14 protein-coding genes are annotated in these 16317 nt (G+C 53.3%); 6 read left to right on the forward strand and 8 right to left on the reverse strand.

Annotation, left to right across the window (positions count from 1 at the left end):
* Positions 1-39: 39 nt before the first annotated feature.
* The 3 genes from O5O45_RS02120 to O5O45_RS02130 form a co-directional block, all read right to left on the reverse strand.
* A complete protein-coding gene (locus O5O45_RS02120; protein WP_305903648.1) occupies positions 40-963 on the reverse strand; it encodes a leukocidin family pore-forming toxin in 924 nt (307 codons plus the stop codon).
* Between the two features lie 332 nt (positions 964-1295).
* Positions 1296-1985: a hypothetical protein gene (locus O5O45_RS02125; RefSeq protein ID WP_305903649.1), complete on the reverse strand. Its 690-nt coding sequence runs from the start codon at positions 1983-1985 to the stop codon at positions 1296-1298.
* 181 nt (positions 1986-2166) lie between these two features.
* A complete protein-coding gene (locus tag O5O45_RS02130; protein WP_305903650.1) occupies positions 2167-4920 on the reverse strand; it encodes a cation-translocating P-type ATPase in 2754 nt (917 codons plus the stop codon).
* 108 nt (positions 4921-5028) lie between these two features.
* Here O5O45_RS02130 and O5O45_RS02135 point away from each other — a divergent pair, with 108 nt between their 5' ends.
* Complete coding sequence (locus O5O45_RS02135; RefSeq protein WP_305903651.1) at positions 5029-5343, forward strand: hypothetical protein; 315 nt, start codon at positions 5029-5031, stop codon at positions 5341-5343.
* 233 nt (positions 5344-5576) lie between these two features.
* On the opposite strand, the gene O5O45_RS02140 is transcribed toward O5O45_RS02135, so the two are convergent.
* Positions 5577-6629 (reverse strand): hypothetical protein, encoded by a 1053-nt coding sequence (locus O5O45_RS02140; protein WP_305903652.1) that lies wholly within the window; start codon positions 6627-6629, stop codon positions 5577-5579.
* A 459-nt stretch (positions 6630-7088) separates the two neighbouring features.
* Between O5O45_RS02140 and O5O45_RS02145 the strand changes: the two genes are divergently transcribed.
* Entirely contained in the window at positions 7089-7721 is a 633-nt protein-coding gene (locus tag O5O45_RS02145; protein ID WP_305903653.1) for a DUF6683 family protein, read from the forward strand.
* Between the two features lie 35 nt (positions 7722-7756).
* On the opposite strand, the gene O5O45_RS02150 is transcribed toward O5O45_RS02145, so the two are convergent.
* Both O5O45_RS02150 and O5O45_RS02155 read right to left on the reverse strand, forming a co-directional pair.
* The gene (locus O5O45_RS02150; protein WP_305903654.1) at positions 7757-8371 is read right to left on the reverse strand and encodes a response regulator transcription factor; all 615 of its coding nucleotides are present in this window, start codon (positions 8369-8371) and stop codon (positions 7757-7759) included.
* A gap of 71 nt (positions 8372-8442) precedes the next feature.
* Positions 8443-9621 carry a sensor histidine kinase gene (locus tag O5O45_RS02155; RefSeq protein ID WP_305903655.1) on the reverse strand — a complete coding sequence of 393 codons (1179 nt, stop codon included), beginning with the start codon at positions 9619-9621 and terminating at the stop codon, positions 8443-8445.
* Between the two features lie 304 nt (positions 9622-9925).
* Here O5O45_RS02155 and O5O45_RS02160 point away from each other — a divergent pair, with 304 nt between their 5' ends.
* Positions 9926-10264: a YebG family protein gene (locus tag O5O45_RS02160; protein ID WP_305903656.1), complete on the forward strand. Its 339-nt coding sequence runs from the start codon at positions 9926-9928 to the stop codon at positions 10262-10264.
* A 41-nt stretch (positions 10265-10305) separates the two neighbouring features.
* Here the strand turns inward: O5O45_RS02160 and codA are convergent, their stop codons facing one another.
* Together codA and leuA are read right to left on the reverse strand one after the other, a co-directional pair.
* Positions 10306-11556, reverse strand: a complete 1251-nt coding sequence (gene codA / locus O5O45_RS02165; protein WP_305903657.1) for a cytosine deaminase — start codon at positions 11554-11556, stop codon at positions 10306-10308.
* A 203-nt stretch (positions 11557-11759) separates the two neighbouring features.
* Positions 11760-13442: a 2-isopropylmalate synthase gene (leuA, locus tag O5O45_RS02170; RefSeq protein ID WP_305903658.1), complete on the reverse strand. Its 1683-nt coding sequence runs from the start codon at positions 13440-13442 to the stop codon at positions 11760-11762.
* 303 nt (positions 13443-13745) lie between these two features.
* Between leuA and O5O45_RS02175 the strand changes: the two genes are divergently transcribed.
* The 3 genes from O5O45_RS02175 to O5O45_RS02185 all read left to right on the forward strand — a co-directional run bounded on the left by O5O45_RS02175 (position 13746) and on the right by O5O45_RS02185 (position 16312).
* Positions 13746-14231, forward strand: coding sequence for an Lrp/AsnC family transcriptional regulator (locus tag O5O45_RS02175; protein ID WP_011398889.1), 486 nt, complete (start codon positions 13746-13748; stop codon positions 14229-14231).
* Positions 14232-14356: 125 nt separating this feature from the next.
* Positions 14357-14782 (forward strand): transcriptional regulator SlyA, encoded by a 426-nt coding sequence (gene slyA / locus O5O45_RS02180; RefSeq protein ID WP_305903659.1) that lies wholly within the window; start codon positions 14357-14359, stop codon positions 14780-14782.
* 93 nt (positions 14783-14875) lie between these two features.
* Positions 14876-16312 carry a DHA2 family efflux MFS transporter permease subunit gene (locus O5O45_RS02185; RefSeq protein ID WP_305903660.1) on the forward strand — a complete coding sequence of 479 codons (1437 nt, stop codon included), beginning with the start codon at positions 14876-14878 and terminating at the stop codon, positions 16310-16312.
* Positions 16313-16317: the final 5 nt, after the last annotated feature.

Consider the following 16317-nt stretch of genomic DNA (forward strand, 5'->3'; position numbering starts at 1 on the left):
TGGCTCCCCGTCGGGGAGCCGTCAGCCTGATGGGGTCCGTTAGTGGTACAGGCTGTCCTTCCATGAGATAGACACGACGCGATTGGCTTTGGTCCACTCGCTGTAGTCGTTGTAGCCCTTCCAGCTGAAATTGGAATGGAAAGAGCACCAGTCGCGAGCGAAGTGGTAATGAGTCTTCTGCCAGTTCGCTTCCAGCTTCAAGCGCGTGTAATCGACGCCGTCATTCAAATCATACTTGCGGTACAGCACCACCGCTTCCGGTTTGAAGTCCGAAGTCATCACTGTCGGCAATTCGCTGGTCGGGATGAGGTTGTTGATGCCGCAGCCCCAGAAGAGATAAGTCCATGCATAAAGCAGGTTATCCTTTGGCGGCGTGCGATGCTTGATGGTCTGGTTGACGATATTCCAGGTAACGCCTTCTGTGCCCTGGTCAAAATCCGTCACTGTCTTGAACTCTTCCTGATTGTAGGTAATCCGTGTGCTCCAGGAGACGCCGCCATTAATGCTTGGCGATTCCTCGTTGAGCGTAAAGCCCAGGTTGAAGTCCGTTGATTCGCTCACCTGAGCGCTGGAGATGGTGTTGGAGGGAGCGTGACTCAGGTGGCGCAGTCTGGAGCCGTCCTGATATCCCACTTTTAGCTGGAACGCAGTCGGCACCGTATAACGGTAGTCCGCGCTGGTTCCTGACTCATACAGAGTTTGACGGGAAGGCACGTTGGTCATATCGAACCCCGAGCCTCCGTTGAGCACCAGTTTTACTTCCTTGATCCCTTCAGGATAGTGAGACTGGTTCCAGGCGTTTTGCACGGTGTAAACGAGCCGGATACGTTTGCCCCTGGCGTCGCTGTTATCTAATTCGTACAAAGTGCTGGTGTAAGATTTAATAGTGTCTCCCGCGTGGGCGAGGCCGGCTGTGAGACACAGCCCGGTTAACACTTTTGCATACAGCTTTGCGGTTCTCATACTTATTCTACCTCGCGTCAGCTTTTACTATTTTTTTTGTTGGCCTATGCAGATTGAATTAAGAAAAATTCAAAAAGAACAGGCTTCTGTATCGTATAAGTAGGATTTTTGACCTGCAATTGGCTCATGATAGATTGTCATATTGAGCCCTGATGATGGCGCGAAAAGATAACCCTTAACCTAACCGTCAAAGATGAAAATGGCGTTAAAAAGATGTTGTTGAAAGCTGTTGATCAGGCTGTAAGCCAAGTGTAGCGTGGAGTTTGGCCGCTTAAACTTTGCGTGATATGAAAGGACGGCGCAGGTGCGCCGTCACTGAAGAAAGCTGAACGTTATTTGGTCTCTTCTGGCGCCGTGTTGGGTATGGCGGGAGTCTCCGCTTTTTTCGCCCGAGGGGCGCGGGGTGTTTTGGCGCTGCTGGGTTTTTTGGGCGCAGCGGCTTTAGCCGGTTTACTTGTACTGGTTTTCGCCGTGCTGGATTTGGTCGCTGGCGACTTACGCGCAGCACTTTTGGCGGGCGTTTTCTTGGCGGCTGGCTTTTTAGCTGTGGCCGCCGAAGTCGTGGAACCCGTTTTCTTGGCGGCGGTTTTGGCAGCCGCCGGTTTGCTGGCGGGCGTCTTTTTCGCCGCTGGCTTTCGGGTGGCGGACTTGGTTGTAGACGCTTTTTTCGCGGTGGACGTTTTCGCTGGCGCTTTTGCCGTCAGTGCCGCAACCGGCGCAGGTTTCTTTAGCGAGGCCAGTCCTAAACGATCCATGAACTGCTCCTGTAGCGCATTTATTTCATTGACCACTTTCTGATATTCAGCCTGGATTTTCTTGAGCTCTTTTTCGCGCAGCTCTTCCAGTTCTTTAATCAGTTTCATTACCGGCTCTTTAATTTGCTTTTGAATTTCTTCCGCTTGCTTATAGAAATCCGCAAGAATCGCCTGTATCTGTTCGGTGGCTTTATGCAGTTCTTTGGAAACTACATCTCCTAACTTCTCAATGTTCTTTTTGACGATGCCCTTCTCTTTTTTTGCCATTGTGTTACTCCAGTGTGATAAGCCAAGCGTTATATATTTTTCGTTGAAACCGGCAGGCAATGGATGCATCCGGAATCCGTTTCGCGACAGGATATTTCTCTATCGTTCAGCACAAGAAATAACCTGATAATGTCCTGCAACTATTATGGGAAATATTTGAATATTCAACCTAATTCCAGGACTAATCGCTGTTTTTTTGACCTTTAACGACGCTCATAACAAATTTCTCTATCTCGATGATGATGAAGACGCTGGAGCCCACGAGGGCGATGGCGAGCCAGTCCGACAACGATAAAGCGGTGGAACCGAAGAGGCGCTGCATTGGCGGCGCATAGGTGAAAAGCTGTTGGAAAAGAAGCAGGACGGCGACGGAATAGAGCGCCATACGGTTGCTGATTAGCTGGCGCCAGGACTTGATGCTTTCCATGAGCATGCGTGTATTGAAAAGGTAAAAAATCTCAAACATCACCAGCGTATTCACCGCCACCGTACGGGCGTGCTCCAGCGAGGCGCCGGTGGATTGCGTCCATCCAAACAGCCCGAAAGACCCTAACACCATAATCAATGAAACACTGAGCACCCGCCATAACAGCAGTGGGTCAAGCAGCGACTCGCCGGGCCGTCGAGGAGGGCGCGCCATGATATTCTGCTCCGCCGGCTCGAAAGACAGCGCCAGCGCCAGAGTCACAGCAGTGATCATGTTGATCCAGAGAATCTGCACTGGCGTAATCGGCATGGCGACGCCGAGCACGACGGCGGCGAGTATCATCAAGGCCTCGCCACAACTGGTAGGGAGCACAAAGACAATTGCTTTTTTGAAGTTGTCGAAGATGCGGCGACCTTCCTCTACGGCGGCGGTGATTGTGGAGAAGTTGTCGTCAAGCAGAATAATCTGAGCGGCTTCCTTGGCGACTTCAGTTCCCTGGCGTCCCATGGCGACGCCGATGCCCGCCCGCTTCAGCGCAGGCGCGTCGTTGACGCCGTCGCCGGTCATGGCGACGATTTCTCCCGACTGTTGCAGTGCTTCCACCAGCCGTAATTTGTGGAGTGGCGTGGTGCGGGCGAAGATGTTGCAACGCAGCGCCACCGCCTTCAACGCGTCGTCATCCATGTTGTCGATGTCTGCGCCAGTGACGACGCCATCGCCGACTGGAAGGTGGATGGATTCAGCGATGGCCTGCGCGGTTTTGGGGTTATCGCCAGTGATCATTTTCACTACTATGCCCGCCTGCAGGGTTTTCGCCAGCGCAGGAGCGGTTTCCTCCCGGGGAGGATCAATCATAGCGACAGCGCCGAGAAACTGAATGTCCTCCAGCGGCAGTTGGGAAGGCAGGGCTGACATTGCATTGGGCGCAGCGATGTAAGCAAAGGCCAGCAGGCGTTGTCCCTTCGCCGCACGCTGATTGAAGCGTTCGCTCCAACGCAGAGTTTCTTGTTCTGACAGCGTTTTCGAACAAAGTTGTAGAACTCTTTCTGGGGCGCCTTTAATACAAATAAAGTGGTTTCCGGCGCTATCATGATGCAGCGTCGCCATGAAGAGGTTGTCTGCGCTAAACGGCAGAACGTCCAGTCTGGGATGGTCTTTGCGGGCTTGCTCGCCGTCCCAGCCCGCCTTGGCGGCGAAGGTCACCAGAGCCGCTTCAGTGGGGTCTCCCTGAGGCGTCCAGATATCGTCATGCTTAAGAATGTCTGCGTCGTTACAGAGCAATGCCGTCAGGCTCAGGCGCGCCAGTTCAGGGTGACTCTGCGCGCTGATTAGGCGTTCATCAAAGGTGATTTCCCCATGTGGATCGTAACCGGCTCCGGAAACCTCCATGCTGTTTTCGCCGACATCAAGACTGACTACCGTCATTTCGTTTTTGGTGAGAGTGCCAGTCTTATCAGTGCAGATAACGGTGACGGCCCCCAGTGTCTCCACCGCAGGCATGCGGCGTACGATTGCGTTGCGTTTCGCCATCATCTGGACGCCGAGAGCCAGTGTGATGGTGAGTATTGCGGGCAATCCTTCTGGAATGGCTGCGACCGCCAGCCCTACCGCCGCCAGGAACATATCCGCGGCGCTGTAGTCTCTTAGCCAGTATCCTGTCACGAAACAGAGCACGGAAAGCAGAAGAATCCACCAGGATAATTTTGCGCTGAATTCCGCCATTTGCTTCAGCAAAGGCGTTTCTATTGTGTTGACTTGACGCAGCAGTGCGCTGATTTTACCGAATTCTGTGTTTTCTCCCGTGGCGACTACAACACCATGTCCCTGGCCGCGAGTCACCAGGGAGCCCGCGTACGCCATGCAGGTGCGCCCGGCCAGTTCAGTGTCTGGCGAAGTAGGCTGTATTTGCTTGCTGACCGCTTCCGACTCGCCTGTCAGCACGGCTTCACTGATATGCAGATCGCTGGTTTGAATGAGACGCATATCGGCGGGAGCGCGGTCGCCAGCTTGCAGCAGTACGATGTCGCCAGGAACCAGGACGCTGGCCGGGAGAGATTGCAGACGCCCATCCCGGCGTACGCTGACGGTGAATGTCACCATGCGCCTGATGGCTTGTAACGCTTTCTCGGCGCGACCCTCTTGCAGATAGCCGATAAGGCCATTTATGACCACGACCATCAATATCACACTGGCGTCCAGCCAATGGCGCATAATCAAGGTAATGGCGGCGGACAGCAACAGGACGTAAATGAGTGGGTTGTTGAACTGGCGCAACAGCCTTTTCCAGGCGCCTTCCCCTGACTGTTCCGCGATGATGTTTTCGCCATGACGACGCAATCGCTCTTCCGCCTCGCTGGCGCTAAGGCCGTCCACATTGGACTTCATGGCGGCCAGCGTTTTATCGGCCGGCGATGCGTGCCAGCAATCCGGCGGCGTCACATGCAGGAGGCCTGAAATGGTCTCGCCAGGAGCGGTTGTTGGGCGTTGAGGAGTATGAAGTCCGTTCACAGTATCGCCTTAATCATTCAATGCATAGAGGTCAATAATAGCGCCGAGACAAAGCGAATAATTTTTTCATCGATCGCTTGTTTAGCATATTCAGGCTAATCGCCATGTATGACGGCGTTGCGTAAACCACTATGCATAGAGAGGGCTGGCGAATACCTGTCGGGGATCAAATTTTCCCATAAGTATGGGATTGTTACCTTTACCATCCTTCCCTACAATTGGCGGCGAAATCACTTCGTCAGCGAGGAAACCATGCGCCAGGAAACGTCCGCTCTGATCGACGAGATATATCAATTGACCTTGGATATGAGCAAGTATTCTCCCGATTTGGAGAAAGATAAAGCCGAACTGGAGTCGAAGCAGGAAGAAGTTCGGATTTTATGGGAGCAGCTTGCAGAGTTGGTTTGCGCCGAGCACGTCTGATCCACGTCGGCTGAATTAAGTAGTTTCAGATTGAAAAGTAGGGCGGTGGAGACCGCCCCCAAAACGCTAGGGTTATATGACCTAACGTGATGTGGCTTTAGCGGATGTCAGGACAGTTTGTCCGGTTGACGCCCGTTGCGGGGTATTTCACACATAAACCCTGAATGCGCCAACTAGGGAAATCCCCAGTTGAACTTGAGCTGTTCAGTGGTTTAAGCATTTCCGCTTTTTCATCATTCATCTTTTTGCGTATAACTGATTCCGCCCAGATTGAACATGGCGGTGTCTTTCTGGTTGTTGTTCGGGAAAAAGAAGAATCCCATCCGTTCTGTATGGCCGTCGTCGAAGCTGAATACAGCTTGGTATTCCGTCAGGCGATAAGCGCCGGAATGCTGCGAGTCGCTTTTGGCGACCATTGTCTGGCTGACGCCGCCAGCGGATTTATTGAGTTCGAAGCGTCCATTGCGATGGAGGGTGATGTCCCTGGCGACGAACACCTGGCTACTAAGTCCGCTTACGCTCTGCGCGCCAAATGTCCCCAACATTTTCCAGGTTCCTTCCAGCGTTTCGCCAGCGTCGGCGGGGAAGACGGGATAAATGGCTTCCGCCTTGATCTCCCGGGGCTTTCCGTTCCCCAGTTGAAACTGATATCCCGTCCCTTGCGCCCGCCAATGGCCCCAATCCTCTCTCCGGGCTTGTTTGCAGGCGGTAATGTCGAGATCTGCGATCGCCGCGTCCATGCCCCGATACAGCTCACCGTTTCTAAACAATGTATAAGGCTGAAAGTGGATCAGCATCATGCTGCCGTTATAGCGGTGCTCACGGGCGGCGAAGATTTTTTCTATGACACTGCTTTCAGGGCCGGCGTTAGTAGAGACGCAGGACAAAGCGCTTTGTGATAGCAGGATGGGATGCGCAGACTTTTGCTGCCTTGTTTGATTATATCCGGGTGAATCTGTCGTCCTTTGATTGTGGGACTCCTCTGTAATGGCCGCGTACAGTTCAGGGTGCGTTCGCATTGGATTGAAACGATCGTCTTCAAGCACGTCTGAGTATGTCTTACAGAGTAAGTCTTGATGCTCATTCAGCTTTACGCGTAGTTTCTCCTCTACCTGCAACAGACTATTGCCGATGGCCGGAGTGCGTCGTTTCAGGCTGCCTACGGACGCTTCAATCAGGTCCGCCTGATTTCGCGTACGCCAGGATTGGTAATCCGACGAGCTGGCCTTGACGCCGCAAAGGCGGCGCAGGATGTCCATAGTTAGCACAGGGGTGTAAAGCGTCATAACGGTTTCCACGCTAGGGGGTGTTGACGCAAAAGCAGACGCGCCAGGCAGGCTGCTCAGAAATAGAAGCACGCAAAGCAACATCGAAAAAGGAGCAGATTTGGCGCGGCTCCTGATGTTAATTCTTGTCGAAGTCATTGAATATGACGAGAGCATCATCAAGTAGTGGACTGGTAAAACTAACCAATTGAAGGGCGATAGATAAGCTAGGGTTTCTCCCAGGTGTTTTCCTTTTGATTAAATCGTTTACCGTAATGGCTCGCATCAAAGCTTTGGCGTGTCGGCGAATGCAATTGAGGTGAGCTGTCTTTGCTGTCGCTGCGTTTCTATTGCAAATTTCGCCGGGTTTGCGTCAGCCAAACGAGGAGACTTTAAATGAGAGTTCCTGGAATTCTATATTCCATTTTTTTGCCGATGTTGTGTTTTTGGGGGCATACCGCCAAGGCGTCCAGCGATGCATTGGACGATATTGCCGGTTCGATGAACTCTGCGTTCGAAATGGCGCTGAGTGAGACTGACAATACTGCTTCAGCCGCTGGCGGCGATAATGGGGTTGTACCTGAAAAGGGCGCTTTCTTCACTCCATCAAAAGACGTCAGTGCTGAGATCAAAGAAAAAATGATCGCGGAAATGTTGAAAAAGGTTCCCGCCGATAAAGAGGCTGAACTGCGTGCGGCATTCGCCGGAATCGATATTATGCAGTTGATGGGCGATGCGGTGAAGAAAGACGGTTATCAGGCTAATGATTTAGCTTTGGCCATGGCGGCCTGGGTCACCACATCCTTTAGCATTCTCAATGATAAGGAAACCAATGATGCTGAAGATCGAGCGGTATGGAAGCAATTTCGTCAGGTGATTGCGACAAATCCTTCTCTTGCCGGACTATCAGATCGGGATAAGCAAATTACGGCGGAGACGCTGTACTGGTATTCCGCATTCGCCGCCAACGACTATCAGCAAGCCAAAGCAGGAACACCCGGCTGGAAGCTGGATGAGGTCAAAGACTATGTTAAACGTGATCTCAAAGCGCGCAAAATTCACCCTGAGCTGGTTACGATTTCCGCTGAAGGTGGCTTAGTCGCTCGTAAGTAACTTCGCCGTGCAGGGATGCACAGCCTTCTGTTCTTTTACTCGTAGCCCAGAGATAGCCTGACCAAGTCCTGTACGTTACGGGCGCCCAGTTTGTTCGCCAGGTTGGCGCGATGCAGCTCGACGGTTTTCACGCTAATGCCAAGGATATCCGCGATGGTCTTATTCAGCTTTCCGGCGCAGACATGGGTCAGCACTTGGCGTTCCCGGGGAGATAAGCGCCCCAGCTTTTCCTTGGCCGCCTGTGGGTTGCGCAGGGCGGATCCGGGCTCTGAAATGGCGCTTTTCACGGTTTCCACCAGAATGGAGTTTTCAAAAGGCTTTTCCAGGAAGTTCGCTGCGCCCATACGCATGGCGCTGACGGCTAGAGTGACGTCCGCGTGTCCGGTGATTAGAACGACGGGAATGGAAAGACGACGCGAGCGTAATTCTTCCATTAGCTCCAGCCCGTTCATGTCAGGCATGCGCAGATCGGTCACAACACATTTGTCGCTTAATGGAACGCCTGCGTCTTCCAGTTGTTGGAGTCGCGCCAGCAAGCCTGTGGCTCGATTGAAGTCTTCTACTTGTAAGCCGGCCGCCTCCAGCATCCAGACGGTGGAGCGGCGAAAATCTTCGTTATCGTCTACTAATAAAATTTGTGCTGCGTTCATGCTTGTCTCTTCGAAACGATGTATCCACAAAAATAATTTGGAGGGCCGCGTTTCTGGCGGCTTGCAATCACTTAGTCAGGAGGGCGTGTAGGCGTTGCAGTTGTGGCTAGCGGCACTGTGAAAGAGAATACAGAGCCGCCGTCAGGGTTGTCCTTGAATCCCAGGATTCCACGATGGAGCTCGATAAAGGACTTACTGATAGCGAGACCCGCACCCATACCGTCAGGCTTGGTGGTGAAAAAGGGAGTGAACAGACGACTGCGAAGATACTGGGGGATCCCGCAACCTCTGTCTGTTACGCTGACTTTGGCCCAGTCTTCGGAAATGACTTGGGCGTCAACAATGAGCTCACGCTCTTGGATTGGCGTGTCGCGCATGGCGTCCATAGCGTTGCGAATCAAATTCCCCAAGGTTTGCTCGATCATGATTCTATCCACACAGACATTGGGCATGTCCGCCGCTATCAATAAACGGGTTTTCATCTGGCGTCTATGGGTTTCGAGTTGAAGGAGCTCCAGCACGCCGTTGGCCAGCTGGCGCAGTGATACATCATCTGCGCGCGGCTCTCGCGATGTTACGAATTTACGTATGCGAGCAACGACCGCCGCCGCCTGATGAGCCTGTCGAATCGCTAGCTGCACAGCTTCTTCCGGCTTATCGACGCCGGTATGCCTTTCAAGCAGTAGCTTGGCGGCGTTAAGGTAATTGAGAATGGCGCCGATGGGTTGGTTCAGCTCATGAGTCAAGGCCGTCGCCATCTCGCCGATAGACATACTTTTGGAAGCTTGCTGCAACTGGGAGTGCATGTCTTCAGGTCGTAGCAGCAGTAGTGAAGGTCCTTCCACTTTCTGCACAGATAACAACAAACTAACGCCATCGGCATCATGAAACGGTGCGCTATTTAGCGTATAAAAAGCGCCATTTTCGGGGTATTGCGTTTGCAGTGAAAATGAGTCGCCTTTCAGGTGCGCATTTTGGGATTCAACGGGCTGAAACAGTTGCAGGAATGAGTCGCGATGAGACATCAGGCGAGACTGCGTTTTTCTGCCGCTACTAAACTCACGTAAAAACAGGGTGTTGCAAGCGATGAATTCGCCCTGGCGAGAATGCACGGCGGCGGGATAGGGGAGTGCGTTCAAGAATGGATATTTTTCACCGCCATGGGAGGCGTTGGCGGCTTTGGATTCTTTATACGCAATGATGTCAGGCTGATACGCATTGGCTGCAAGCCTGTTTTTTAACATAAGCATCTTTCTGTCCTCCCTGCACTGCCAGATACCTGGATTAAACTTCGCATTCCCTAATGCTGATGAGCGGGAATGCCGCTTAATCCGAACGTCAAACTGACGAATATCCTAAATGCCTTGCGTGACGAGGCGCAATCATATATTCGGACTATTACCATTTGGTTATTTCTTGTGTTTGCGGTAAAAATCCACTCATTGCGCCTTTATTTTCATATGGTTACTGTGTCTGGATGAATCTTGTGTGACGCTCTTGACCTGATCTTAAAACTGTATGAATATACAGAGGCTAATTTTAGGAGGCGACAAAATGGCCGTAGTGACCCTGTATATGAGTGACAGAGACCCATCACAACAGATGTTTAAATCCAAGAAAGAAGCTGATGATCATGATAAAAAGCTTGAGCTCGCCGAGGGCGTGTCTCATTTCCTGGCGCAACGCCTGACTTCTTTGAATGAAGGTTTGGCGGAAGAAATCGGTATGCTGGTCGCCAATCACAAGGAAGCATTCGCAACTGCGTTCAAAGGCAAGGTTGATGTATTGTTTGAAGAGTCGCCGGAATCTGCTCCCAGCGCAGAGGAAGAGACTAAAGAGGGCGCTAAGGTCAAAGACAGCGGCAAAGTGCGGGCGATAGCCGGCAAGGGCTGATGCCCAGGGGACGTTGTCAGCGTCCCTTGGATGTAAACGGCCTAAAGCTGAATATTTTGCGTCACCACAGCCGGTGTTTGTTGCATGATGATGTCGCCAGCGCGAATGGAAGCTGTCACCGCGCTTTGGCGGCGCAAGACTTCGTAGTCGTCAGGTCCGTCCAGTAGGATGAAGTTGGCGGGTTTACCGACTTCTACGCCGTAACGGTCTTGAATGTTCAGCACTTTGGCGCTGTTATGACTGATCAGGTCCAGTGCATTGCGATAGTCGTCATAGCCCATCATGTGGCATATGTGCAACGCGAAGTCCAAAGTGCGCAGCAGATTGCCGTTGCCGAGGGAGTACCATGGGTCCTGTATGGAGTCTTGACCGAGGCCGACATTGAGGCCAGCTTCCAACAGCTCTTTCACCCGGGTGACGCCACGACGTTTAGGGAAGTTGTCGAACCTGCCTTGTAAATGGATGCTTTCTGTCGGGCAGGATACAAAGTTTATCTGTGACATTTTCAGCAGGCGGAACAAGCGACTGCAATAGGCGTTATCGTAGGAGTGCATCGCCGTGGTGTGGCTGGCGGTTACCCTGTGACCCAAATCGCGTTTCAATGCTTCCGCCGCCAGCACCTCCAGGAACCTGGAGCCTGGGTCGTCTATTTCGTCGCAGTGTACATCGACAAGACGGTCGTATTTTTGCGCCAGATTCATAAGGATTTTGACCGACTCCACGCCATAGTCGCGGGTGAACTCGAAATGGGGAATGCCGCCGACGACATCGACGCCCATTTCTACGGCCTTTTCCATCAATTGAACGCCATTGGGGTAGGAAAGAATGCCTTCCTGTGGAAACGCCACCAGTTGCAGCTCAATCCAAGGCGCCACTTCCTGCTTTATATCAAGCAGGGCTTCCAGCGCCGTCAGCGTTGGGTCGGTGACATCCACATGCGAGCGTACCGCCTGCACACCATATTGAGTCAACATTTTCAGAGTGCGACGAGTGCGTTGCTTAACGTCCTCATGGGTCACCATAGCCTTGCGCTCAGACCAGCGTTCTATGCCTTCAAACAATGTGCCGCTCATGTTCCAGCTAGGCTCGCCTGCTGTGCCTGTCGCGTCCAGATGTATGTGTGGCTCTACAAAAGGCGCGCTGACAAGACGCTCGCCGGCGTCCAATAAAATTTCCACGTCTGAATGCGGAAGCTCCGCCATGGGCAGTATGGCGCTGATTTCGCCCTGGCTAATCTGAATGGCGTATAAACCGTCCTGGCCGCGTAAACGGACGTTGGTGACGTATTTCATTGATGGACTCACCTGATTATTTATTCTGAAGCGGACATTTTCCGTAAATGATCTGCGACTGTCGACAGCTTCTAGCCATATCAGATGCCAGCCATATCAGATGCCAGCAATATCAGAAGACAGGCATGAGAGGTTGTGATGAGGGCGGGGTGTCAGAGAGCTAAAAAAAAGGGCCCTGATGCAGGACCCAATGGGGTATAGCGTTAGACGGCTTCCCTTTGGCCGTTGTCGGCAGTGATCTGGGCGTGTCTGCCCACCGTCGACAACAACGCCTGCAGAGTGGCGGTGGTGGTGTCTTCCGCCAACGCAGCGGCGCTGAAAGGCGCGCCGTTGATCATTACCTTGATGCAGGCGAGGGCGTTGGCGTCGGTGCCTTCGCCAAGCGCGAATTCATCGTAAGCCTCTACAGCGATGCTGATGCGGTAGCGACTTTCCAGTGCGGCGGCCACCGCCTCCACGCCGCCGTGACCTTGGCCGCGGATACCGGAGATGATGGCGTCGTCGCCGAATTCAATCTGTACCTGCACGGCTTCGTCAGTTCTATGCATATCGTAAGTGCGTAACCGCCATCCTTTGGGTGTGCTCAAATAGCGCTCCTCAAACAAACGATGGATGGTGCGGGAGTCAATTTCGCCGCCTTCCGACTCTGCTTCATGCTGTACGACTTTGGCGAATTCGATTTGCAGCCAGCGTGGCAGGCTGATGTTGTAATCGCGCTCCAGTACGTGAGCGACGCCGCCTTTGCCGGACTGGCTGTTGATGCGAACCACTTCTTCGTAGCGTCTGCCCAGGTCGAAAGGATCTATAGGCAGGTACGCTACATTCCAGACGTCGCCCTCTTTGCGTTTGTGCAGACACTTGCGAATTGCGTCTTGATGGCTACCAGAGAACGCGGTGAAGACCAAGTCGCCAGCATAAGGATGGCGTGGGTGCGTACTGATCTCAGTGCAAGCCTCGACGGTATCGATAATCTCGGACATGTCGGACAGATCCAGCATGGGATCAATGCCCTGGGAGTACAGATTCATGGCCATCGTGACTAAATCCATGTTGCCGGTACGCTCGCCGTTGCCTAACAGAGTTCCTTCGACTCTGTCTGCGCCCGCCATCACCGCCAGTTCCGCAGCCGCTACGCCGCAGCCACGGTCATTGTGAGTATGCACGCTGACAATAACGTGTTCCCGTTGATGGATGTTATCGCACATCCATTCGATCTGGTCGGCGAATACGTTAGGTGTCGCCATCTCAACCGTCGCGGGGAGGTTGATGATGACCTTGCGGCCGTTTTCCGGGCGCCATACGGCGTTCACGGCATTTACTACCTCGACGGCGAAATCCAGTTCCGTACCAGTAAAACTTTCCGGAGAGTATTCAAAACTCCACTGGGTTTCCGGATGCTTTTCAGCGTGCGCCAGCACTTCCTGGGCTCCGCGTACTGCAATGGCTTTGATGCCTTCGCGATCCAGCCCGAATACCTGTTCGCGCTGTACGGTGGAGGTGGAGTTATAAACGTGAACGATCGCTTGTTTGGCGCCCTGCAGCGCTTCATAAGTACGTGCGATCAGCTCAGGGCGCGCCTGTGTCAGCACTTGGATAGTGACATCGTCCGGAATACGATTTTCTTCAATCAGTTTGCGGCAGAAGTCAAAGTCAGGCTGGCTGGCAGCGGGGAAGCCGATTTCGATTTCCTTAAACCCACATTTCACCAGAAGGTCGAACAGTCGCTGCTTCTGACTGACGTTCATTGGCTTGATCAAAGCCTGGTTGCCGTCGCGCAGGTCGACTGCGCACCAGATGGGCGCTTGTTCGATAACCTGATCCGGCCAGCGGCGGTCCGCCTTACGGATAGGAGTGAATGGACGATATTTGCGGTGGTCGAAAGCCATGGAAATCAGCCTCGTAAGTCTTCCTGTTCGAATTGAGCGGGCGTTAGTGTTTCCCGCATCCATTTAGGTCTTGAGCACAATGGCTCTGCTTCGCTTGAGCTTGTGGCTCGTTAAGCCGCCCCGCCTTGTGAGCCAGGCTGGCTGACGTCTCGTAGTAAGGTGGATGCGCCTTAAAGAGACGTGCAGTCAGGAAAGCAATAATACCGAGAATGGCGCGCAATGAGTTTGCGTTGTTGATTTGATTTTAATGAAAAATGATAGATAATTTTAAGAATAAACATTTTCGTGAAATAAAATATCCAAATGAAAGAGAAGCTTGTCAAAATCGATCGAATTGATCGCAAAATCTTGGAATGTTTGCAAAAGGATGGCGGGTTATCCAACCAGGAATTGGCGGAAAAAGTGGGGTTATCGCCGTCGCCCTGTCTGCGTCGCGTGCGTGCGTTGGAGGAGGCGGGCATTATTCTGCGGCGGGTGACATTGTTGGAGCGTAAGAAGCTGGGGCTGTCTCTGACGGTGATTATCCAGATCAGCATGGATCGCCATACGCCGGAACGCTTTGAAGAGTTTGAAAATCAGGTTAAAGAGTCTCCGGAAGTTCAGGAATGCTATTTGATAACCGGGCAGGAGGCGGACTACATGCTGAAGGTGGTGGTGCCGGACATGGATGCGTATCAAGTGTTCCTTTTGAACAAGATCACCCGTATCCCCGGGGTGAGTGGGGTGCACTCCAGCTTCGTGCTGCGCAGAGTGGTGGATAATACGGAATTGCCGTTGGGTTATTTATAGGACGTCCGTTCACGATTCGCCCACGAGAAAATTTCTCGGCTAATACGCATGGCTTATTAAAGTTCCTGTTTTATACTAATAGTTAGCTAGCTAATTAATTTGAATCCTCTAACGAACGGAATAGCATGAGCGAGTTATTTTCCTTCACATTGGCGCGCCTGAACCGGCGCTGGCGCAAACTGCTGGATGATCGGCTCAGTGATTTGGGGCTGACTCAATCCCGCTGGGTGACGCTGCTTTATCTGCAAAGGCTGGGCGGCGACCTGACCCAGAAAGAGCTGGCGAACGCTCTATCCATTGAATCGCCGACGCTGGTGCGACTGCTGCACGGCCTGGAAGAGTCTGGGCTGGTAACTCGCACTGAATGTGGACAGGACGGACGCGCCAAACGCATTCGCCTGACTGCCGCCGCGGAAAGCTATCTGGAAACAGTGAATGAACGCGCCGCCGCATTGCGGAGCGAGATGCTTGCTGGCGTTTCGCCACAGGATCTAGAACTGTGCCTGCAGGTTTTTGCGCGGATTGAAAAGAACGCATCGGAAATAAACTGACCGACGCCTCCTCCAATGCTCTGCATTGGCGATTGGATGGCGCATTCATGACGCTTGCAAGGGGATTCCGAAGACTGATTACGGAGCATTTACATGTCTGATACGTTGTTGCAGGCTCTCTTTGATCGCCATGGGCCCGCCTATCGCTGGCTGGCCATGCTCACCGTCATGATGGGGACGGTCTCCGCCGTATTGACGTCGACTATCGTCAATGTGGCCTTGCCGGACATCATGAACCACTTTTCCATAGGTCAGGGCGTCGCCCACTGGCTTTCCACCGGCTTTCTCGCCGCCATGACCACAACCATGTTGACCACCGCCTGGTTGACGCAACGCTTTGGTCTGCGTCACGCGTTGGGATTCGCCATGCTGCTGTTCGCTGGCGCTTCTATACTGGGAGGCCTGGGACTGAATGCGGAGTCTGTGATCCTGGCGCGGGTGCTGCAGGGCGCCGCCGCCGGCATGTTGCAGCCGATTGCGATGCATGTGTTGTTCAGGGTTTTCCCCCGTAATGAGCGAGGGCGAGCTATCGGCATTTACGGGATGGGCGTGATTCTGGCTCCAGCTCTGGGGCCGGTGTTGGGCGGCGTCATCGTGGACCAGCTCGACTGGCGTTATATCTTCTTTGCGCCGCTGCCTATTACCATGGCCGGTTTTCTGATGGCGCTGCGTTATATGCCTCATAGAGAGCCGGAAGTTGAGCAGCATGGTTTCGATTGGACCAGTTTCTTTTATCTCTGCTTGTTTATCGGATGCGCGCTGGATGGATTGACCCGGTTGCAGCATGGCGTCGTGCAACCGCTCTGGCAGGCGATGGGAGCCTTGCTGGCGGTGTCCTCGCTCATCTTGTTCGTGCGGCGGCAGAGACATAGCCGAAGTCCTCTGTTGGAGCTTGCGTTGTTGCGCGTCCCCAGTTTTCGCAGCGCTTTTCTGGTGGCGTTGGGACTGGGCATGGCTTTGTTCGGCTCTACCTACATCATTCCTCTTTTTGTTCAGACTGCGATGAACTATAGCGCGACAGAGGCGGGGATGATGATGGCGCCGGCCGGCATTGCGTTGGGCATACTGTTTCCCTTCAGCGGACGGGCGGCGGATAAAGGCGCTCCTCATCGCCTGGTGATCGCGGGGCTTGTATTGTTTGCCGGAGCCAGTTTGCTGTGGGTATTTATCGGACTTGCGCCGTCATTTTTCTATCTGGCTTCACTGGTGTTGGTAGGGCGCGTAGGGCTTGCGTTGATGATGCCGGCGCTCAGCACCGGCGGTTTGGTGGAAGTCAGCGATGCGCAGTTAGGGCAAGCATCGGGAATGATTAACTTCGCCAGACAATTTGGCGGCGCCATGGGCATTAATATCCTGGCGGTCATGCTGGAGTGGGGGAGCGAGGCGGGTGATGGGCGGCATGTCGCATCCATGCTAAGCTACACCGAAGCCTTTGTTTTGCTGGGCGTCATCGCCATCGCGGCGCTATGGCCGGCGGCGCGCATCGGAAAGACCGACGCCTCCGTGCAAGCCGCGCCGGAGAGCGCCTGAGCAGG

Origin of the sequence: Hahella sp. HNIBRBA332 (assembly GCF_030719035.1) — a bacterium.
Lineage (GTDB): Bacteria > Pseudomonadota > Gammaproteobacteria > Pseudomonadales > Oleiphilaceae > Hahella.